We start from the raw sequence: 20,088 nt of genomic DNA, 5'->3' as shown, positions 1-20,088 counted from the left end.
ATGTCGCCGCCTGGGTTGCGCTCGTGCGCTGTGCTCGCGCCTACGGTTGCAGGGCTTTTAGTCTTTCGGCCTTCAGGGCTTCGCCGAGCGCTTGGCCTGTAAGGCCGGCCTGCACGAGGGGCTGCGCATCCACCGCTCTGGCTGCTGCTGCTGCGCTGCGCAGGTGATCGGCCTGAGGGTAAGCGGCTTTTCCATCGCCCAAGGCGGTCATTTCGCAGGCGGCGATGAAGTCCTCGAAACGCTGGGGGCGCCGGTACACATCAAACCGCTGTAGTAGCTCCAGCAGGCCAGTGGCAGGCAACTCCAGTGCGCTGTCTGCCAGCGTCAGGCATTGGCTGGTCAGCTGGGCCAGCTCCTGGCACTCCCTGGGGGCCTTGAGGCGCTTGTTCACCGCCTTGACCTGCTCTGGTGCCAGCCTGCCAAGCAGGCACGCCCAGCGCACGTGCAGGGGCTGGGCATGGGCCGCTGCCTGTTGGAGTGCGGCCAGGCACAAAGGCCCTTTGTGAAGCTCCGGCATCATCTGTTCGAGTGCCTGGCAGGCGTCTAGCACCTGGAAGAACACCTGTGGCTGCGCCTCCATCAATGCCCGCTGGATCTCCTTCCAGCTGCGTTCGGCGGTCAGTGCCTGCAACTCACCCGATGCACTGATCTGCTGCATCAACGACAGGGTGTCGTCGGCAATGCGGAAACCCATGGGTGCGTAGCGGGCGGCAAAGCGGGCCACACGCAACACGCGCAGCGGGTCCTCGGCAAAGGCCGGCGAAACATGGCGGAGCAGGCGCTTCTCGAGATCATCCTGGCCATGGTAGGGGTCATAGACCTTGCCGTGTTCGTCTTCGGCCATGGCGTTGATGGTCAGGTCGCGGCGGATCAGATCTTCTTCAAGGGTGACGTCGGGGCTGGCGTAGAAAGTGAAGCCGCCGTAGCCCCGGCCGCTTTTGCGCTCGGTACGGGCCAGGGCGTATTCATCGCCGGTACGTGGGTCCACGAAGACGGGGAAGTCTGTGCCAACCGGGCGATAGCCTTTGGCGTGCATGTCTTCGACGGTTGCGCCAACCACCAGCCAGTCGGTATCGCTGACAGGAAGGCCGAGCAGGCGGTCGCGTACTGCGCCGCCGACTTTGTAAATGTGCATGTACAACTCTCCATGAATGCCGACAGGATAACCCGTCGGCAGCCATGGCGTGGGGTTACAGGTGGTGGACCACCGCCAGGTCCATGCGGCCGTAATCAGCCCCTTCGGCGTGGTCGCCTCGCGGCGGCATGTGGTGGGTTTTCATCACTTTGTCGCCCTGTACGGTTTCGAGATGGATATCAAAGCCCCACAACCGATGCAGGTGCTTGAGCACTTCTTCGGTGGAGTCCCCCAGCGGTTTGCGGTTGTGCTGCTGGTGGCGCAGGGTCAGTGAGCGGTCGCCACGACGGTCCACACTCCAGATCTGCACGTTGGGTTCACGGTTGCCCAAATTGTACTGGGCAGCAAGTTGCTCGCGAATGACACGGTAGCCCGCTTCGTCATGAATGGCCGGTACCAGCAGGTCGTCGCGCTGGTCATCATCGAGAATGCTGAACAGCTTCAAGTCGCGCATCACCTTGGGTGACAGGTACTGAAGAATAAAGCTTTCGTCCTTGAAGCTGCTCATGGCGAACTTGATGGTAGCGAGCCAGTCACTGCCGGCAATGTCGGGGAACCAGCGGCGATCTTCTTCAGTGGGGTGCTCGCATATCCTGCGGATGTCGGTGTACATGGCAAACCCGAGTGCGTAGGGGTTGATGCCACTGTAATACGGGCTGTCGAAGCCTGGCTGGAACACCACACTGGTATGCGACTGCAGAAATTCCATCATGAACCCTTCAGTGATCAACCCTTCGTCATAGAGGTCGTTCATGAGGGTGTAGTGCCAGAATGTAGCCCACCCTTCGTTCATGACTTGCGTCTGGCGTTGCGGGTAGAAGTACTGGGCGATCTTGCGCACGATACGCACCACTTCTCGCTGCCAGGGCTCCAGCAGTGGCGCGTTCTTTTCGATGAAATAGAGGATGTTTTCCTGAGGTTCGGCAGGGAAGCGAGCGTCATCCCGGTCGCTGCCCTTTTCGGCACTCTTGGGGATGGTGCGCCACAGGTCGTTGATCTGCCGCTGAAGGTGTTCTTCGCGGTCCTTTTGGCGGCGCCGCTCTTCTTCGGCGGAAATAGGGTAGGGCCGCTTGTAGCGGTCCACGCCGTAGTTCATCAGGGCATGGCAAGAGTCGATCAGGTCTTCTACCGCGTCGATGCCGTGACGCTCTTCGCATTGGGCAATGTACTGCTTGGCAAAAACCAGGTAGTCGATGATCGAACTGGCGTCGGTCCAGGTGCGGAACAGGTAGTTACCCTTGAAAAAGCTGTTATGGCCATAACAGGCGTGGGCAATGACCAGTGCCTGCATGCACATGGTGTTCTCTTCCATCAGATAGGCGATGCAAGGGTCGGAGTTGATCACGATCTCGTAGGCCAGGCCCATCTGCCCACGGGTATAGGATTTTTCGGTGCTGAGAAACTGTTTGCCGTACGACCAGTGGTGATAGCCCAGAGGCATGCCGACGGATGCATAGGCATCCATCATCTGCTCGGCAGTAATGACCTCGATCTGGTTGGGGTACGTATCCAGGGCGTAGCGCTCGGCCAGGCGGCCGATTTCCCGGTCGTAGTTCTGGATCAGTTCGAATGTCCACTCTGACCCGGTGGAAATGGGCTGGCGTCTCTGTGCTCTGGCGGTCATGTGGCTAACCTGCGCTGGAAGAGTTCACGGAAGACCGGGTAGATATCGCCGGCCGATACCAACTGTTGCTGGGCAAAGGTGTCTGGGAATGCATCGCCGATGCGCTCGTATTCGTACCATAGCGCCTGGTGCTCACGCGGGGTGATCTCCACATACGTGTAGTACTGCACATGGGGCATGATCTGCTTGGTCAGGATATCCCGGCAGATAGGTGAATCGTCATTCCAGTTGTCGCCATCCGACGCCTGGGCGGCGTAGATGTTCCAATCACTGGCCGGGTAGCGCTCGGCCATGATCTCCTGCATCAGCTTGAGTGCGCTGGAGACGATGGTGCCGCCCGTTTCGCGACTGTAGAAAAATTCTTCTTCATCCACTTCGCGTGCGCTGGTGTGGTGGCGGATGAACACGACCTCGATACGGTCGTAGTTACGTTTCAGGAACAGGTACAAAAGAATGAAAAAGCGCTTGGCGATATCCTTGGTGGCTTGAGTCATGGAGCCGGAGACATCCATCAGGCAGAACATCACGGCTTTGGAGCTGGGGTTGGGCTGCTTGATCAGCAGGTTGTACTTGAGGTCGAACGTATCGAGGAAGGGCAGGCGGTTGATGCGCGCCTTGAGGCGGACGATTTCCTGCTCGACCTCCTGGATATCAGTGAAATTGTCAGGCTCCTCCACCCGCAGGCGTTCGAGCTCCTTTTGCGCCTCGCGCAGCAGGGCACGGCTGCTGCCGGTCAGGGCAATGCGCCGGGCATGGGCCGAACGCAGTGTGCGCACGATGTTGATGCGTGAGGGGTTGCCTTCACTGGCCACGCCTGCGCGCACAGTTTTGAAGGTGTCGGCCCCGGTGATGTGACGTTTGACGAGGTTCGGCAGCTCCAGGTCTTCGAACATGAATTCCAGAAACTCTTCCTGGGTGATCTGGAAGACGAAGTCGTCCATGCCGTCACCTGAGTTGCCGGCTTTGCCCCGGCCACCCCCGCCGCCGCCGCCCTGAGGCCGGGCGATGTGTTCACCGGCGGTGAATTCCTTGTTGCCAGGGTGCACGATGGTCTGCTTGCCACCACGCCCGTGGTGCAGCACCGGTTCATCGATATCGCGCCCCGGAATGCTGATCTGTTCGCCGTGCTCCATGTCCATGATCGAGCGGCGGCTAACCGCCTCTTCGACGGCTTTCTTGATGTGATCGCGGTACCGCCGCAAGAAACGCTGGCGGTTGACCGTGCTCTTGTTCTTGCCGTTCAGGCGTCGGTCGATAACGTAGCTCATGGTCCCTCCGGTAACTGGATGCAGCGCGGAGCTACAAGCCCGCGAGCTACAAGCCTCAAGCTTCAAGCTGCAAGAAAGAGCAGACAGCGCCGCTGCAAGCTATTGCGTCGGTACTGAACCGTACGGGGAACAGCTTGCAGCTTGCCGCTTTCAGCTTGGCGCTTTATTGCGATTTCCTTACACGCAGGTACCATTCCGACAGCAGGCGGACCTGCTTGTCGGTGTAGCCACGCTCCACCATCCGCGTGACGAAATCGTTGTGTTTCTGTTGGTCCTCCTTGCTGGCCTTGGCATTGAAGCTGATGACGGGCAGCAGATCCTCGGTGTTGGAGAACATTTTCTTCTCGATCACCACCCGCAGCTTTTCATAGCTGAGCCAGCTCGGGTTCTTGCCGTTGTTATTGGCGCGGGCGCGCAGCACGAAGTTGACGATCTCGTTGCGGAAGTCCTTCGGGTTGCTGATGCCGGCAGGTTTCTCGATTTTTTCCAGTTCCTCGTTAAGGGCGATACGGTTGAGGATTTCACCGGTTTCCGGGTCGCGGTACTCCTGGTCCTGGATCCAGAAGTCGGCGTAGAGCACATAGCGGTCGAAGATGTTCTGCCCATATTCGCTGTACGACTCCAGGTAGGCCGTCTGGATTTCCTTGCCAATGAACTCGATATAGCGAGGGGCCAGGTATTCCTTCAGGTAACGCAGGTAGCGCTCACGCACTTCGGCGGGGAACTGTTCCTGTTCGATCTGCTGTTCCAGCACATACAACAGGTGTACCGGGTTGGCGGCCACTTCGTGCGGGTCAAAGTTGAAGACCTTGGACAGGATCTTGAAGGCAAACCGGGTGGACAGGCCGTTCATGCCCTCGTCGACACCGGCCGAATCGCGGTACTCCTGAATGGACTTGGCCTTGGGGTCGGTGTCCTTGAGGTTTTCACCGTCGTACACGCGCATCTTGGAGTAGATGTTCGAGTTGTCCGGTTCCTTGAGGCGGGAAAGTACGGTGAACTGGGCGAGCATCTTCAAGGTGTCGGGTGCGCAGTGGGCCTTGGACAGCGAGCTGTTGACCAGCAACTTGTCGTAGATCCTGATCTCATCGCTGACGCGCAGGCAATACGGCACCTTGACGATGTAGATACGGTCGATGAAGGCCTCGTTGTTCTTGTTGTTGCGGAACGTGTGCCACTCCGATTCGTTGGAGTGGGCCAGCAGAATGCCGGAGTAGGGGATCGCCCCCAGGCCTTCGGTACTGTTGTAGTTGCCTTCCTGGGTAGCGGTAAGCAGGGGGTGCAGCACCTTGATCGGTGCCTTGAACATTTCCACAAACTCCATCAGGCCCTGGTTGGCCCGGCACAGCGCGCCCGAGTAGCTGTAGGCATCGGCGTCGTTCTGCGGGAATTCCTCGAGCTTGCGGATATCCACCTTACCCACCAGCGCAGAGATATCCTGGTTGTTCTCATCGCCCGGTTCGGTCTTGGCGATGGCGATCTGGTTGAGGATAGAGGGGTACAGCTTGACCACCTTGAACTTGCTGATGTCGCCGCCAAACTCCTGCAGGCGCTTGGTGGCCCAGGGGGACATGATGGTGCTCAGGTATCGCCGCGAGATGCCGTACTCTTCCTCGAGAATGGCCCCGTCTTCGGTGGCGTTGAACAGCCCCAGAGGGGATTCGAATACAGGCGACCCCTTGATGGCATAGAACGGTACTCGCTCCATCAGCTGCTTGAGCTTTTCGGCCAGGGACGATTTACCGCCGCCAACCGGGCCCAACAGGTAGAGGATCTGTTTCTTCTCCTCCAGGCCCTGGGCGGCGTGGCGGAAGTAAGAGACGATCTGGTCGATGCACTCTTCCATGCCATGGAAGTCGGCAAAGGCCGGGTAGCGTCGAATGACTTTGTTGGAAAATATACGCGACAGCCTGGAGTTGGCAGAGGTGTCGATCAGCTCGGGTTCACCGATTGCCAGCAACAGGCGTTCGGCCGCTGATGCGTAGGCACTGCGATCCTCTTTGCACAGCTCGAGGTACTCCTGCAGCGAGAGTTCTTCCTGGCGCGTGGACTCGAAGCGTTGTTGGAAGTGGCTAAAAATACTCATGACGTCACCTCGCTCGATACGTAGAGACGACGCCGGATCAGTCAGCTGATGCTGGCATGCAACCGAATTTCCCCGGCTGCTGTGTACCCCCCAGAACACCCTGTAACGCTACCGATGACCCGCACGCCGGTGTACCGGCTCTCCCCTTTTTCCGGATGGCCTGAGCTTAAGAATAGTTGGTTATCGGCAAGGTCAAGGGCGGGGCAGGCAGAAGTTGCGAACGACCGTTCGTCAGATTAGGCGCCAGCCCGCACGGGGCGCGGGCTGCAGTCACTATGAAAAAATTATTCAGCGGTGCCCTGGGCAGTTTCTGCAGGGAAGGTGGCACGCCACAGCTCAAAACCGCCGTCGATGCTGTACACGTCTGAAAAGCCCTGGTTCACCAGGTAGGCCGCAGCGCTCTGGCTGGAGTTGCCGTGGTAGCACACCACCAACGTTGGGGCGTCGAGGTCGGCGCTGCGGATGAAATCCGGGACCGAATGGTTGTCCAGGTGCCGGGCACCGCTGATATGGCCGGCGGCGAATGCCTGCGGGTCGCGAATGTCCACCACTACCGCACCTGCCTGCTTGAGCGTCAGGGCCTGCTCGGGGGGGATGCGTTTGAATTCGCTCATGATTACTGCTTCCTTCATGTCTGATCGTTCAGTGTAGTTGGGTGCGCCGCTGAGCGCAGGGTGCCGCCTTCGCCACAGTCGCAATGGTGATATTCGCCACTGTCGACGTTGTACAGGGTCATGGCGCCACCCCAGACGCAACCGGTGTCCAGCGCAATGACGCCAGGTTCGTCGACCTGGCCCTGCAAGGCGGCCCAGTGGCCAAAGATGATCTTCACGTGGCGCGAGCGCCGGCCCTTGTGGGCATACCAGGGTTTGAAGCCCTTGGGTGCTGTTTCCAGGCCTTCCTTGCTCTTGAGGTCCAGCTTGCCCTCGGCGGTGCAGAAGCGCATGCGTGTGAGGCAGTTGGTGATCACCCTCAGGCGTTCGACACCCGCAAGGTTCTTGCTCCACTTGTTCGGCTCGTTGCCGTACATGCCGTCCAGGTAAAGCTGCAGGCGGTTATCATCGCGCAGCACTGCTTCCACCTCTGCCGCCAACTCAAGGGCTTTGCCCAGCGTCCACTGCGGGGGGATGCCCGCATGAACCAGCGCGATGCCGCGTGCTTCATCGTAATGCAGCAGCTTTTGCTGGCGCAGCCAGTCGAACAGCTGATCGGCATCCGGCGCCTCGATGACCTCACGCAGCGTGTCGCTTTTTTTCAAGCGCTCGACGTTGTGCCATGCGGCCAGCAGGTGCAGGTCATGGTTGCCGAGTACGCACACCAGCGACTCGCGCATGGCGTACAGAAAGCGCAAGGTTTCGAGTGATTCCGGGCCGCGGTTCACCAGGTCGCCCACCAGCCACAGGCGGTCCACACTCGGGTTGAATTTCACTCGGTCCAACAGGCATTTGAGCGGTTGCAGGCAGCCTTGCAGATCGCCGACGGCATAGGTAGCCATCAGTGCAATGCCCCGGGTACGGCCAAGCGGAAAGGCGCGATGGTGGCATCGAAACGTTTGCCGTCTTCGGCGAACATCTGGTAACTGCCCTGCATGGTGCCGACGCGGGTGGTGATCACCGCGCCGCTGCTGTAGGTATGGCTCTGGCCCGGGTCGATGTTGGGTTGCTGCCCGACCACGCCGGCGCCGCGGACTTCCTCCACTTCACCATCACCATTGGTGATCAGCCAGTGGCGTGACAGCAGCTTGGCTTTGAGTGAGCCGTTGTTCTGCACCGTAATGGTGTAGGCGAAGGCGAAACGGCTGTTATCCGGGTCGGATTGTTCTTTGAGATAACGGGTCACGACGCTGACGTCGATCTGATAGCGGGGGTCGGTCATGCAAGGGCCTTGGGCGAACTGACGCAATGATGCAGTCTAGGCCATTGATGGTGCGCAGGGCCAGCACTGGCCCTGCGCCGCCCGGCATGCGGATTGAGCAGATGCCCAACGGTCGCGCTGAGGTCAGGCTTGCTGGTCTGCCAATTGGTCAGCCAGGCGCACGAAGGCTGCCAGGTCAAGCTGCTCGGGCCGCAGGCTGCCGTCCACACCAGCCGCTTCGATGGCCTGGCTGTCGAGCAGGCCTTTCATGGTGTTGCGCAGGGTTTTACGGCGCTGGTTGAACGCTTCGCGTACCACCTGCTCCAGCAGGCGTGCATCCTTCGCCGGGTGTGGCAGCACTTCGTGGGGTACCAGACGCACAATGGCGGAGTCCACCTTGGGCGGCGGGTTGAAGGCGCCTGGGCCAACGTTGAACAGGTGTTCGACCCGGCAGTGGTACTGCACCATGATCGACAGGCGGCCCCAATCGCCACCGCCGGGGCCTGCAGCCATGCGCTCGACCACTTCCTTTTGCAGCATGAAATGCATGTCGCGGATCAGCCCGGCATGGCTGAGCAAATGGAAGATCAGGGGCGTCGAGATGTTGTAGGGCAGGTTGCCGACCACTTTCAGGCTGCGTGGGGGGACGCCCAGCTGGTTGAAGTCGAACTTCAGGGCGTCGCCCTGGTGCAGGCGGAAGTTGCCGCGATCTGCGAACTTGTGCTGCAGGATCGGCACAAGGTCCTTGTCCAGTTCAACCACGTCCAGTTGCGCGCCACTGCCCAGCAGCCCCTCGGTGAGGGCGCCCTGGCCCGGGCCGATTTCCAGCAGGTGCTCGCCAGCCTTGGCGTTGATAGCCCGCAGGATGCGGTCGATAATGCCTGCGTCGTGCAGGAAGTTCTGACCGAAGCGCTTGCGCGCCCGGTGTTGGTATTGCTCGTTCATGGTCGGTTCTCGGCCATCTGGTAGGCAGTTTGCAGCGCAACGCGCAGGCTGCCGGTGTCGATGTTGCCGGTGCCAGCGAGGTCCAGGGCAGTGCCGTGGTCAACCGAGGTACGGATGATGGGCAGCCCCAGGGTCACGTTGACCGCCGCACCAAAGCCCTTGTACTTGAGTACGGGCAGGCCCTGGTCGTGATACATCGCCAGCACCGCATCGCAGTGCTCCAGATATTTGGGGGTAAACAGGGTATCGGCTGGCAATGGCCCGCGCAGGTCCATGCCTTCGGCGCGCAGGCGGGCCAGGGCTGGCTCGATAATGTCGATTTCCTCGCGGCCCAGATGGCCACCTTCACCCGCATGGGGGTTGAGGCCGCATACCAGGATGCGAGGGTGGGGGATGCCGAACTTGTTACGCATGTCTGCATGCAGGATGCGTGTAACCCGCTCAAGACGCTCGGCGGTGATGGCGTCGGCGATATCGCGCAGGGGCAGGTGGGTGGTCACCAGGGCAACGCGCAGGCCATGGGTGGCCAGCATCATCACCACCTGCTCGGTGTGGGTCAGTTCGGCCAGAAACTCAGTGTGCCCAGAGAAGGCGATGCCACTTTCGTTGATGACGCCCTTGTGCACCGGCGCGGTGATCATGCCGGCAAAGTGTTGGTCCAGGCAGCCCTGGCCGGCGCGGGTGAGGGTTTGCAGGACGAACGCGGCGTTGGCGTTGTTCAGTTGGCCCGCCACTACCGGGGCCGCCAGTGGCGTGTCCCACACATAGAGACTGCCCGCTGGCGCGGGCCGGTCAGGCCACTGCTGTGGCCCTACTGGCAGCAGGTCGACCGCCAGCCCCAGCTGGGTGGCCCGCTCGGCGAGCAGGTCACGGCTGGTGATGGCAATCAGGGGGTGGGGCTGGGCGTCTGCGGCGAGCAGCAGGCACAGGTCGGGGCCTATGCCCGCTGGCTCGCCGGGGGTGACGGCGAAGCGCAGTGGCTTCACTGGGCGGCCTGGTCAGCGCCAGGCAGCTTGATTTCAACGTAGGCTTCGTCGCGAATCTGGCGCAGCCAGGTTTGCAGCTCTTCGTCGTACTTGCGGTTACGCAAAACGGTCATGGCCTGCTGCTCGCGTGCCTGTTCGGTGCTGTCGGTGGCACGACGGCCCAGCACTTCCATGACATGCCAGCCGTACTGGGTCTTGAACGGTTTGGTCACTACGCCTTGCTGGGCGTTGGCCATCTGCTCGCGGAACTCCGGTACCAGGCTGTTCGGGTCAACCCAGTTGAGGTCGCCGCCGTTGAGCGCCGAGCCCGGGTCTTCCGAGAAGCTCTTGGCCAGGGTGGCAAAGTCTTCGCCGTTGTTGATGCGTTCGTAGATCTTCTCGGCCAGTTGTTCGGTGGCCGCTTCGCTGCGCACCTCACTTGGCTTGATCAGAATGTGACGCACGTGCACTTCATCACGCAGCACGTTCTGGCTGCCACCGCGTTTTTCCTCGAGCTTGAGGATGATGAAGCCATTGGGGATGCGGATGGGCTGGGTGATATCACCCACTGCCATGCTGCTCAGCATCTTGGCGAAGTCCGGTGGCAGTTGCCCGGCATTGCGCCAGCCCATTTCGCCGCCTTCCAGTGCGTTCTCGCTGGCGGAGCGGGCAATGGCCATCTGGCCGAAGTCCGCGCCCTGCTTGAGCTGCTGGTACACATCGCCGACCTGACGGGCGGCTGCCTGGATGGCCTGGGAGTTGGCCGCTTCCGGGGTGGGGATGAGGATGTTGGCCAGGCGGTACTCTTCGGACATCTGCATCTTGCCCAGGTCCGAATTCAGGAAGTTTTTCACCTCCTGCTCGGAAACCTGAATGCGCTCGGCCACACGGCGCTGGCGCACGCGGCTGATGATCATCTCGCGCTTGACCTGTTCACGGGCGTCGTCAAACGACAGGCCGTCGTGGGCCAGGGCCGCACGGAACTGGTCCAGCGACATGCCATTGCGCTGGGCAATGGTGCCGATGGCCTGGTTGAGTTCCTCGTCAGTGATGCGGATACCGGAACGCTCGCCGATCTGCAATTGCAGGTTCTCGACGATCAGGCGTTCCAGTACCTGCTGTTCCAGAGCGCCGGAGGGCGGCACGCCGCCGCCGCGCTTGGCGATGGTTTGCTGGACCTCGCGGACACGCTGGTCCAGCTGGCTTTGCATCACCACGTCGTTGTCAACGATGGCTACCACACGATCAAGCGGCTGCACCGCAGCATGTACTGCGCCACTCAGCAAAGCGACGCCCAGCAGCACTGGGCGCAGTCGATCAATAAGCTTGGTCTTCACGTTCACGATAACCTTGAATGCCTTTGTCGAGGAAAGATTCGACCTTGTTGCCAACCACGCCGCCCAGACCTTTCAGGACGATCTGGAGGAATACACCATGGTCGCCTTTTTCGTTCTGCGGCAATGCCTGGCTGTAGTCGTCGAAGTCGAGCCAGTAGCGGTTGATCAGGCGCAGTTTCCAGCAGCAGTTGTCATATTCGAAACCGCCCATGGCTTCCAGGGTACGGTTGCGGTTGTAATCATGCTGCCAGCGAGCGATGACGCTCCACTGCGGGACGATCGGCCAGATGACCGAGAAGTCATGCTGCTGGATCTTGTAGTAGTCCTTGATGTAGTTCGGGCTACCCGGGGTGCCGTAGTCGCCGCCCCCCACCTTCCACGTGCCGGTGGTCGAGTCGTAGGCGATGGTGTCGTTACGGTAGCGATAACCCAGGTTGACCACTTTGTTCGGGTTATCTTCAGGCTGGTAGTGGAACATTGCGCTGCCCGAGCGGGTGCTGCGGCTGTCCGGGTCCCAGTTGAAGTCCGAATTGAAGCGCCAGTCGCGGTTGAAGTAGTAGTTGTATACCAGTGCATACGGCGACACATCGGACTGTGAATCTTTACGGTCGCGATAGTCGAGGCCCGGCAACTGGACCTTGCGGTCCTTGAAGTAGTAGGCCTGGCCGATGCTGAAGTTCTGGCGCTCGAAGCCGTTGTCTTCGACCCAACGGGTGGTCACGCCCAGCGAGAGCTTGTTCTCGTCGCCGATGCGGTCGGTACCGCTGAAACGGTTGTCACGGAACAGCGAGTCGTAGCTGAACAGCGTTTCGCCGGTATCGAACAGCGGTATGTCTTTCTGATCCTTATAAGGAACGTTCAGGTAATACAGGCGCGGTTCGAGGGTCTGCTTGTAGCTAGTGCCGAATAGCGAGGTGTTGCGGTCGAAATACAGACCGCTGTCCACGCTGAAGATCGGTACGCTGCGGTTGACGGAGCTGCTATAGCTGCCGTAAGCACCAGGATTGCTGGCAGCAAGTGATGCAGCCTGATCTTTGCCTTGGCTATCCAGGTCAAGATCGTACTGGGTATAGGCATACTTCAGCTTCGGTGTCAGGTAGCCGTAGCTGGCCTGCATCGGGTAGCTGATCGATGGTGCCACGTTCAGTCGTGTACCGTTGGCGCGCTGGATCCCGGAAATATTTTCGTCAAGTCGCTGGCCGTTGGCGCCTGCGGTCAGGTCGAGGTTGCCATCCTTGTCGAACACCGGGCCTTTCTTCAAGTCACGCTCGAAACGCACCGCTTCGGTTTCATACGCCATGTTCAGCCCGCCCGGCTGATAAGGCAGCACACCATTAAAGGTGATCTGCGGCAGGCGGTCGTACGGCGTGATCTGCGAAATGGTGGCCGCCTCGTAGGCGTGCACGTTCAAGCGGGCGGTGTAGCTATCGCCGCGGTAGGTGAGCGCACCTTGCTGATCGAGGAAGTCCTTGTTGTCGACACCGATCTGGTCGGACTCCAGGTCCTGGAAGTAGAACGGGTCGCTGATGTCGGTGTAGTTCACCTCGGTCATCAGGCGCTCGTCCAGGCCGCCCTTGTGCTGCCAGTTGACCATCCAGCGCTGATCCTTGTAATCAGTCTGGTCTTTGCGCTCGTCGCTCTTGTCGTTGAGGTAGGCGCCGCCGAACTGGCCTTCGCTCGAAGGGGTCAGGTAGCGGAATTCGCCTTCCATCAGCAGGCCGCGCTTGGTCATGTAGCGCGGGTACAACGTGGCATCGTAGTTGGGTGCCAGGTTGAAGTAGTACGGCGTCACCAGCATGAAGCCAGTGTCGCTGCTGGTGCTGAACGATGGCGGCAGGAAGCCGGACTGGCGACGGTCGTCGATCGGGAAGTAGATATACGGTGTGTAGAACACCGGGAAATCCTTGACCCGGAGGGTGACGTTGGTCGCGGTACCGAAACCGGTGGCCGGGTTCAGGGTGATGTTGTTGCCCTTGAGCTGCCAGGCGTTGCTGCCCGGTTCACAGGTGGTGTACGTACCATCCTTGAGGCGGATGATCGCGTTTTCACCGCGTTTGGCGTAAAGGGCACTGCCGCGAATGTGCGACTTGTGCATCACGTATTCGGCGTTGTCGACCTGGGCTTCGCCGGTGTCGAGCTGGATTTGTGCCTGGTCACCCACCACCAGCGAACCGTTGTCGCGGATCTTGACGTTGCCCTTGAGCTCGCCACGGTTTTCGGTCTGGTACAGGTTGGCCTCGTCGGCCTCGGCCTGCATGCTGCCCTGGCGCATTACCACGTTGCCGGCGAGGGTAGCGATCTGCTGCTCCTGCTGGTACTTGGACACCTTGGCGTTGATGTAGGTAGGCGACTCGTCCTTGGGCGTGGTGTCGGCCATGCCTGGGCGGGTTGGCTCGATATAGGCGCCACCGCAATACGGGCCGGTTTCGGCCAGCTGAGCAGCAGTGAGCTTGTCACGCGGGACCCAGTCCAGGTGGCTGTAGTCTTCGCTGCGCGACTTCAGGCCGCGGCCCTTGGCCTCGGTAACCAGCGTCGGGCGGTCGGCGGCTTGCGCCTCGCCGGCGGCTTCGCCACCCGAGCCGGTGCCGGCGCTGACGGCAGCACCCTCGTGCACCGGCCGTGGCGGCAGGTTGTTGACCTGAGCCTTGGGCTTGCAGTCCCAACCACCGGAGGCGGACACTTGGCAGTCGAATTGTTCGGCTGCCACGACGTGCGACATGGCTAGAGGTTGCAGGGCCAGCAGACCGCCGGTGACCAGCAACGGAAACTTTCTACGAAACGCGGGGGATTTCAATGCCATCTTATTAGTCCGGGCTTCCTGCGTGCCATCTGCCCGCGTGTGGGGCCGCACGCCTCTCGATGGTCTGAAAAAGATGCTGGATAATAAAGCATGACCCGCTTGACGGCTAGGGCCGTCGGAGACCCTTGTAATGCCTGAACACGATGTACGCCTGCAACAACTGACGGTGTGGCTCCACGAGCAGCTCGAGGATCTTTTCCGCAACAACGCCTGGGGCGAGGTGCCAGCAGGCAGCCTGACCCCAGCCAGCAGTGATGCCAGCTTCCGCCGCTACTTCCGCTGGGAAGGCGCAGGGCACAGTTTTGTGGTGATGGATGCCCCGCCCCCGCAGGAAGATTGTCGACCGTTCGTCGCCATCGACCACCTGCTCGCCAGTGGTGGGGTGCACGTGCCACTCATTCACGCCCAGGACCTGGAGCGAGGCTTCCTGCTGCTGGGCGACATGGGCCGCCAGACCTACCTGGACATCATCGATGCCGACAATGCCGACGCCTTGTTCGCCGATGCCATCGACGCACTGCTGGCCGTGCAGCGCCTGCCGATGGAGGCTGCACTGCCCAGCTACGACGAAGCCTTGCTGCGCCGTGAGGTCGAGCTGTTCCCCCAGTGGTATGTGGGCCACGAGCTTGGCCGGGCCTTCGATGAACAGCAGGCCGCTGCCTGGCAGCGCTGCAGCCAACTGCTGATCGACAGCGCCCTGGCGCAGCCCAAGGTGCTGGTGCACCGCGACTACATGCCGCGCAACCTGATGCAAAGCACGCCAAACCCAGGGGTGCTGGACTTCCAGGATGCCGTGTATGGCCCTGTCACCTACGACATCACTTGCCTGTTCAAGGATGCCTTCGTCAGCTGGCCGCAGGCCCGCGTTAAGGGCTGGCTGCGTGACTACTGGCAAAAGGCCAAGGCCGCCGGCATTCCGGTACAGGCCGATTTCGACACCTTCCACCGTGCCAGCGACCTGATGGGCGTGCAGCGCCATCTGAAAGTGATCGGCATTTTTGCCCGCATCTGCCACCGCGATGGCAAGCCACGTTACCTGGGCGATGTACCGCGCTTTTTCGCCTATATAGAAGAGGTGATCACCCGCCGCCCCGAACTGGCCGAGCTGGGTGAGTTGATCGCCGGGCTACAGGCGGGGGCACGTGCATGAAAGCCATGATTCTGGCGGCAGGCAAGGGCGAGCGCATGCGCCCCTTGACCCTGCACACGCCCAAGCCGCTGGTGCCGCTTGCCGGGCGGCCATTGATCGAATACCACCTGCAGGCGCTGGCCGCTGCGGGCATTACCGATGTGGTGATCAACCATGCCTGGCTCGGCCAGCAGATCGAACGCCACCTGGGTGATGGCAGCCGCTTTGGCCTGCGTATCCGCTATTCCGCCGAGGGCGAGCCCCTTGAGACAGGTGGCGGTATTTTCAAGGCGTTGCCTTTGCTGGGCGATGAACCCTTCGTGCTGGTAAACGGTGATATCTGGACCGATTACGATTTTTCCCGGTTGCAGTGCCCGCTGCAGGGCCTGGCCCATCTGGTGCTGGTGGACAACCCCAGCCATCACGGCCACGGCGATTTTCGCCTGGTCGACGGCCAGGTCCTCGACGGGGATAACGCCCCAGGCACCCTGACCTTCAGCGGCATTTCCCTGCTGCACCCATCACTGTTCGACGGTTGCCAGCCTGGCGCATTCAAGCTCGCGCCACTGCTGCGCCAGGCCATGGCTGCCGGCAAGGTCAGCGGTGAGCGCCATGCTGGCCGATGGGTGGACGTGGGCACCCTGGAGCGCCTGGCCGAGGCCGAGCGCCTGCTTGGCGAGCACGCCTGACATGTGGTGGCCTGGTACGTTGATTGGCGCCGGTGCCGGCTTTGCCATCGCCAGCATTCCTGGTGCCCTGCTGGGGGCCTTGCTCGGCCAGGTGATGGACCGCCATATGCGCCTGCAAGGGTGGGAAGATGTGCGTGAACGCCTCGGCGGGCGGCCTGCGCTGCGTGACGAGGAACTGCTGTTTGTCTTGCTGGGGCGCCTGGCCAAGTGTGACGGCCGTGTCGCCGAGCAGCATATCCAGCAGGCCCGGCAGGAGATGGTGCGCCTGAACCTGGACGAGCCTGCGCGCCTGCGGGCAATCGAGGCGTTCAACCGCGGCAAGGCCGGCAAGGATCGGCTGGGCGCCTACTTGCGTCGCATCCGCCAGCAGCCGCATGCGGCGGAAGGTACCATGCGCGCCAGCTGGCGCATGGTCTGGGCTGACGGCAGGATGGGCAACAAGGAGCGTGAACTGCTGCTGGACTGGGGGCACAAGCTGGGCATGAGCCGCCGGCAGGTGCAGGCAATGTCGCAAGAGTACGAGCCGCGCAAAACCGCTGGCATGGCGGGCGTGGGCATGACCTATGCGGCAGCGATGCGCTTGCTGGCGGTAGAGGCCGATACCGACGGCGCCGCGATCAAGCAGGCCTATCGCCGCCTGGTAAGCCGCCACCACCCGGACAAGCTGGCTGGCACGGGGGCCAGCGAGGCGCAGCTGCGCGAAGCCACCGAGCGCACCCGCGAGTTGCACCAGGCCTATGCGATGATCCGCAAGCGGCGCGGTATTTGAAGCGTCACCCTTGCGGGCTCATCCAGCCCCGCACCCGGCGGAACAACTGCTCCTGCTCCGCAGTCTGGTTGCCTGGCATGGCGATCAGCGACAGCTGGCGATACTGGCTGTCCTTTTGCCGCTTGCTGGCTTGCAGGCGCTGCGCGGCTGCGGCACGGTCGGCGCTGCGGGTGGCATAGTAGATGTCAGCCGTTGGTACTTTCAGCGTTGGCGCCAGGCTCTCCAGGTCATGCTCGACCCGTGCCGGGGTCTGCGCGGCCACCATCACCAGCTTTTGTACCTGCGGGGGCTGCCGCTCGCTGAGGTAGCGGGCGGCCCAGTAGGCGCCGCTGCCATGGCCGATCAGCACGATGCTGCGGGCGTTGTGCTGTTGGGCGAAGGCAACGGCCGCGTCCAGGCGGGCAAAGATGCGCTCGGCATCGGCGGGGTCGGCCTGCTGGTCGGCTACTTCGGCATCGGTACCTTGTGCAGTGTCCGGGTCGGCTGCGGTGGCCTGGGCGACGTTGGCATTGGCGTCGGCCGGCTCATCCTTGACGGGGGCACGCTGGCCGTTCTGGCTGGCGGGCACCTCGGCTGGTTTGTCCTCGACCCGGGCTTGGGGGCTGTCTATCAACAGGTCCGGCAGGCTGACGCTCAAGCTGTGCCAGCCCACATCCGGGAATTTCTGCCGCAGTGGCCCGACCGCTCGGGGCCAATCTGCGGTTTCGCCTGCCCCGGGCACAATGATCACTGCCCCTTTCGGGTCGGCGTCGTTGGCGGGTTTCCACAGGGCCAGGAAGCTGTCGGTGCCGGCCTGCAAGGTTTCCTGTTCTGCCTTGGGCACCAGGCGCTCCAGGGCCTGGGCATCCTCCTGGCTACGCTCCAGCAAGGGCGGGCGAACCGCTTCAGTGCCGGTTGCCTCGGTGGCGGCGGCAGGTTTTTCGGCATCCGCTGCCAGCGCAGCCAGTGGAAGAATCGAGGCAAGGCAGCACATTGCCAGCGTCGTGCGATAGAGTGTGGACATGTATCAACCCAAGGCCTGAATGATTTCTGCAGCGTAATGGTATTTGGCCGGGACGGCCATGCGCGATGGCCGCCTCGCCTGGAAGAGCCTGTAGATGAACCGAATGCGTCGCCTGTTGGTGATTGGCTGCCTGTGGCTCCCCCTGATTGCGCTGGCCAGGCCAGAGCCCGTGCCCACCGTTGCGCTGGAGCCTGCCCAGCAGCAGTGGCTGGACAGCCATCGCAGCTTGCGGGTGGGCCTGGTGCTGCAGGCGCCATACGCCCAGTTCGACCGGCGCCTGCAGCAACTGTACGGGGCCAACGTGGAATTGGTGAGTAGCCTTGCCCAGGCCCTGCGCCTGGACCTTACCTGGCGAAACTTCCCGGACCAGGCCAGCCTGGAGCACGCCTTGCAGGCGGGCGAGATCGACTTTGCCCCGGGCCTTACGCAAACCCCGGCCAGCCTGCGCCTGTGGCTGTTCAGTGACCCGTACATGCGCGTGCCACAACTGATCGTTGGGCCGCGCAATGGCGCCATGGCGGTCGAGCTTGAAAAACTCGATGCCGCGCAGCGGGTGGTGGTGCGCATGCCCAGCCAGTTGGCGACCTACCTGCGGGGCAACTACGGGAACCTGAACCTGCAAGGGGTGCCTGATGAGCGAGAGGCTCTGCAACTGTTGGTGAGCGGGCAGGCCAGCTTTGCCGTGATGGATGAAGCACAGCTGAGCCGGTTGTCACGTGAAAGTGAGTTTGGTGAGCTGGCAGTGGTGGGGGATATCGGCCTGCCGCAGTTGCTGCGCATCGGTTCGAGGCAGGACTGGCCGCTGCTGGCCGATGTGCTCGAACGTGGCTTGCAGGCGTTGCCTGCCAAGCAGCTCGAGCAGTTGCACCAGCGCTGGCTGCAGCCCCGGTACCCCCGCCTGAGCGAGTCGCCCGGGTTCTGGCAGAACCTGGCCTTGCTGCTGGGCATGTTGCTGCTGGGTGCCCTGGCCACCCTGATGTGGCAGCGCCGGCAGCAGCGCGAACTTGAGCGTAGCCTGCTGACTACCCGGGAACGTCTGCAGGAGCGGCATGCACGCGATGAAGCTGCGCGGCTGAGCCAGTTCGCGATCGATCAGAGCACGGTTGGCACCCTCTGGGTGAACTGGGACAGCCATGTGCGCTACGCCAACCCTGCTGCCGAGCGCATGCTGGGGTATGCGCAAGGGGCGCTGCTGGACCGGCCACTGGGCGATTTCGAGCCTGGCCTGAACATGGACCGCTGGCTGGAGCTGTGGAAGCGCGCGCGCTCGGGCGAGGCGGGCATCGGGCAGTTCGAAACCCAGTGTCGGCGCGCCGATCACAGCCTGCTCCCGGTGGAGCTGTCGCTGAGCTTTCTGCGTTTTCGCGATGCCGAGTACCTGGTGGTCTACCTTGCCGATGTCACCGAGCGCCACCGGGCCATGGCCGCGCTGCGCGAGAGCGAGGCGAGGCTCAAGGGGATTGCCGGTAACGTCCCGGGCCTGGTGTTCCGCCTGGAGCGCGACCCGGCCGTTGGCGGGCTGGAGTTTCCGTACATCAGCGAGGGCAGCGAGGCGCTGGTGGGCTACACCCCCAGCGAGATCCAGCACCCGCAGATGGGGCTGCGCACCTTGGTACACCCCGACGACCGGGCCGACTACCACCACGTGCAGAACCTGGCCCTGGCCAGCGAGCAGGACTGGCAATGGCAGGGCCGCATCCTGACGCGCCAGGGCGAGCAGCGCTGGGCCGACATCAAGGCCAGTACCCGTCGCCTGGCCAATGGCCAGGTGGTGTGGGACGGGGTGGTGTGGGATATCACCCAGGGTAAGCGGGCCGAACTGGCCCTGGCACGCTCCCAGGAGCAGTTGCGTGAACTGTCCGCGCACCTGGAGAGCGTGCGTGAGGAAGAAAAAGCCCGCATCGCCCGGGAGGTGCATGACGAGCTGGGGCAGATGCTGACGGTGTTGAAGCTGGAGGTGTCGATGTGCGAGCTGGCGTTTGCCGAACTCGACCCTGCCCTCAATGAGCGCCTGGCCACTATGAAACGGCTGATCAGCCAGCTGTTCCAGCTGGTACGCGATGTGGCCACGGCCCTGCGCCCACCGATTCTGGATGCAGGCATCGCGTCGGCCATCGAGTGGCAGGCGCGGCGCTTCGAGGCGCGCACGCAGATCCCGTGCCTGGTGCAGGTGCCCGATAATCTGCCAGCATTGAGCGATGCCAAAGCAACGGGCCTGTTCCGTATTCTTCAGGAAGCGCTGACCAATGTGATGCGCCACGCCAACGCCCACAGCGTGGAAATAGAACTGGTGCGTGAAGCGGGGCAATTGCGCATGACCGTGAGCGATGACGGGCAGGGTTTTTGTCGCGACCAGCCACGGCCCACCTCGTTTGGCCTGGTAGGCATGCGCGAGCGGGTGCTCATGCTGGGTGGCAGCATGGTGCTGCACAGTGAACCGGGCGAGGGCACCAGCCTGAGCGTGGCCATTGCGTTGGAATAGGA

General features: G+C 62.1%; 16 protein-coding genes. 4 read left to right on the top strand and 12 right to left on the bottom strand.

Features of this window, described 5'->3' with window-relative positions; translation table 11 throughout:
* Positions 1 to 40 precede the first annotated feature (40 nt).
* From IAE38_RS05030 to IAE38_RS04980, 11 genes are all read right to left on the bottom strand, one after another.
* Positions 41 to 1,135 carry a multifunctional CCA addition/repair protein gene (locus IAE38_RS05030; RefSeq protein ID WP_201216324.1) on the bottom strand — a complete coding sequence of 365 codons (1,095 nt, stop codon included), beginning with the start codon at positions 1,133 to 1,135 and terminating at the stop codon, positions 41 to 43.
* Positions 1,136 to 1,190: 55 nt separating this feature from the next.
* Positions 1,191 to 2,759 (bottom strand): SpoVR family protein, encoded by a 1,569-nt coding sequence (locus tag IAE38_RS05025; protein WP_201162083.1) that lies wholly within the window; start codon positions 2,757 to 2,759, stop codon positions 1,191 to 1,193.
* A complete protein-coding gene (locus IAE38_RS05020; protein ID WP_060482870.1) occupies positions 2,756 to 4,027 on the bottom strand; it encodes a YeaH/YhbH family protein in 1,272 nt (423 codons plus the stop codon). The genes IAE38_RS05025 and IAE38_RS05020 overlap by 4 nt, the downstream gene beginning before the upstream one ends.
* Positions 4,028 to 4,190: 163 nt before the next feature.
* Positions 4,191 to 6,113 carry a PrkA family serine protein kinase gene (locus IAE38_RS05015; RefSeq protein ID WP_028633544.1) on the bottom strand — a complete coding sequence of 641 codons (1,923 nt, stop codon included), beginning with the start codon at positions 6,111 to 6,113 and terminating at the stop codon, positions 4,191 to 4,193.
* Between the two features lie 284 nt (positions 6,114 to 6,397).
* A complete protein-coding gene (glpE, locus tag IAE38_RS05010; RefSeq protein ID WP_201216322.1) occupies positions 6,398 to 6,727 on the bottom strand; it encodes a thiosulfate sulfurtransferase GlpE in 330 nt (109 codons plus the stop codon).
* Positions 6,728 to 6,741: 14 nt separating this feature from the next.
* The gene (locus IAE38_RS05005) at positions 6,742 to 7,608 is read right to left on the bottom strand and encodes a symmetrical bis(5'-nucleosyl)-tetraphosphatase (RefSeq protein ID WP_201216320.1); all 867 of its coding nucleotides are present in this window, start codon (positions 7,606 to 7,608) and stop codon (positions 6,742 to 6,744) included.
* Complete coding sequence (gene apaG, locus IAE38_RS05000; protein WP_028633541.1) at positions 7,608 to 7,988, bottom strand: Co2+/Mg2+ efflux protein ApaG; 381 nt, start codon at positions 7,986 to 7,988, stop codon at positions 7,608 to 7,610. Before apaG ends, IAE38_RS05005 begins: the two co-directional genes overlap by 1 nt.
* A 123-nt stretch (positions 7,989 to 8,111) precedes the next feature.
* A complete protein-coding gene (gene rsmA / locus IAE38_RS04995; RefSeq protein ID WP_028633540.1) occupies positions 8,112 to 8,912 on the bottom strand; it encodes a 16S rRNA (adenine(1518)-N(6)/adenine(1519)-N(6))-dimethyltransferase RsmA in 801 nt (266 codons plus the stop codon).
* A complete protein-coding gene (pdxA, locus tag IAE38_RS04990; RefSeq protein ID WP_201162078.1) occupies positions 8,909 to 9,898 on the bottom strand; it encodes a 4-hydroxythreonine-4-phosphate dehydrogenase PdxA in 990 nt (329 codons plus the stop codon). Before pdxA ends, rsmA begins: the two co-directional genes overlap by 4 nt.
* Positions 9,895 to 11,214, bottom strand: coding sequence for a peptidylprolyl isomerase SurA (surA, locus tag IAE38_RS04985; protein WP_201162076.1), 1,320 nt, complete (start codon positions 11,212 to 11,214; stop codon positions 9,895 to 9,897). The genes pdxA and surA overlap by 4 nt, the downstream gene beginning before the upstream one ends.
* Positions 11,195 to 14,014 carry an LPS-assembly protein LptD gene (locus IAE38_RS04980; RefSeq protein ID WP_201216317.1) on the bottom strand — a complete coding sequence of 940 codons (2,820 nt, stop codon included), beginning with the start codon at positions 14,012 to 14,014 and terminating at the stop codon, positions 11,195 to 11,197. Before IAE38_RS04980 ends, surA begins: the two co-directional genes overlap by 20 nt.
* Before the next feature lie 130 nt (positions 14,015 to 14,144).
* Between IAE38_RS04980 and IAE38_RS04975 the strand changes: the two genes are divergently transcribed.
* The 3 genes from IAE38_RS04975 to IAE38_RS04965 are packed head-to-tail and all read left to right on the top strand — an operon-like array spanning position 14,145 to position 16,601.
* Positions 14,145 to 15,164, top strand: a complete 1,020-nt coding sequence (locus tag IAE38_RS04975) for an aminoglycoside phosphotransferase family protein (protein WP_201216315.1) — start codon at positions 14,145 to 14,147, stop codon at positions 15,162 to 15,164.
* Positions 15,161 to 15,832 carry an N-acetylmuramate alpha-1-phosphate uridylyltransferase MurU gene (gene murU, locus IAE38_RS04970; protein WP_201216313.1) on the top strand — a complete coding sequence of 224 codons (672 nt, stop codon included), beginning with the start codon at positions 15,161 to 15,163 and terminating at the stop codon, positions 15,830 to 15,832. Before IAE38_RS04975 ends, murU begins: the two co-directional genes overlap by 4 nt.
* Before the next feature lies 1 nt (position 15,833).
* Positions 15,834 to 16,601, top strand: coding sequence for a TerB family tellurite resistance protein (locus tag IAE38_RS04965; protein WP_201162069.1), 768 nt, complete (start codon positions 15,834 to 15,836; stop codon positions 16,599 to 16,601).
* 4 nt (positions 16,602 to 16,605) lie between these two features.
* On the opposite strand, the gene IAE38_RS04960 is transcribed toward IAE38_RS04965, so the two are convergent.
* Positions 16,606 to 17,604 (bottom strand): alpha/beta hydrolase family protein, encoded by a 999-nt coding sequence (locus tag IAE38_RS04960; protein WP_201216311.1) that lies wholly within the window; start codon positions 17,602 to 17,604, stop codon positions 16,606 to 16,608.
* Between the two features lie 94 nt (positions 17,605 to 17,698).
* Between IAE38_RS04960 and IAE38_RS04955 the strand changes: the two genes are divergently transcribed.
* The gene (locus IAE38_RS04955; protein WP_201216308.1) at positions 17,699 to 20,086 is read left to right on the top strand and encodes a PAS domain-containing sensor histidine kinase; all 2,388 of its coding nucleotides are present in this window, start codon (positions 17,699 to 17,701) and stop codon (positions 20,084 to 20,086) included.
* The last annotated feature ends 2 nt before the right edge of the window (positions 20,087 to 20,088 follow it).

The organism is Pseudomonas sp. S32 (genome assembly GCF_016648095.1).
Taxonomy (GTDB): Bacteria; Pseudomonadota; Gammaproteobacteria; order Pseudomonadales; family Pseudomonadaceae; genus Aquipseudomonas; species Aquipseudomonas parafulva.
The sequence above is the reverse complement of the archived record's forward strand: the minus strand, read 5'-3'. Positions and strand labels throughout refer to the sequence as shown.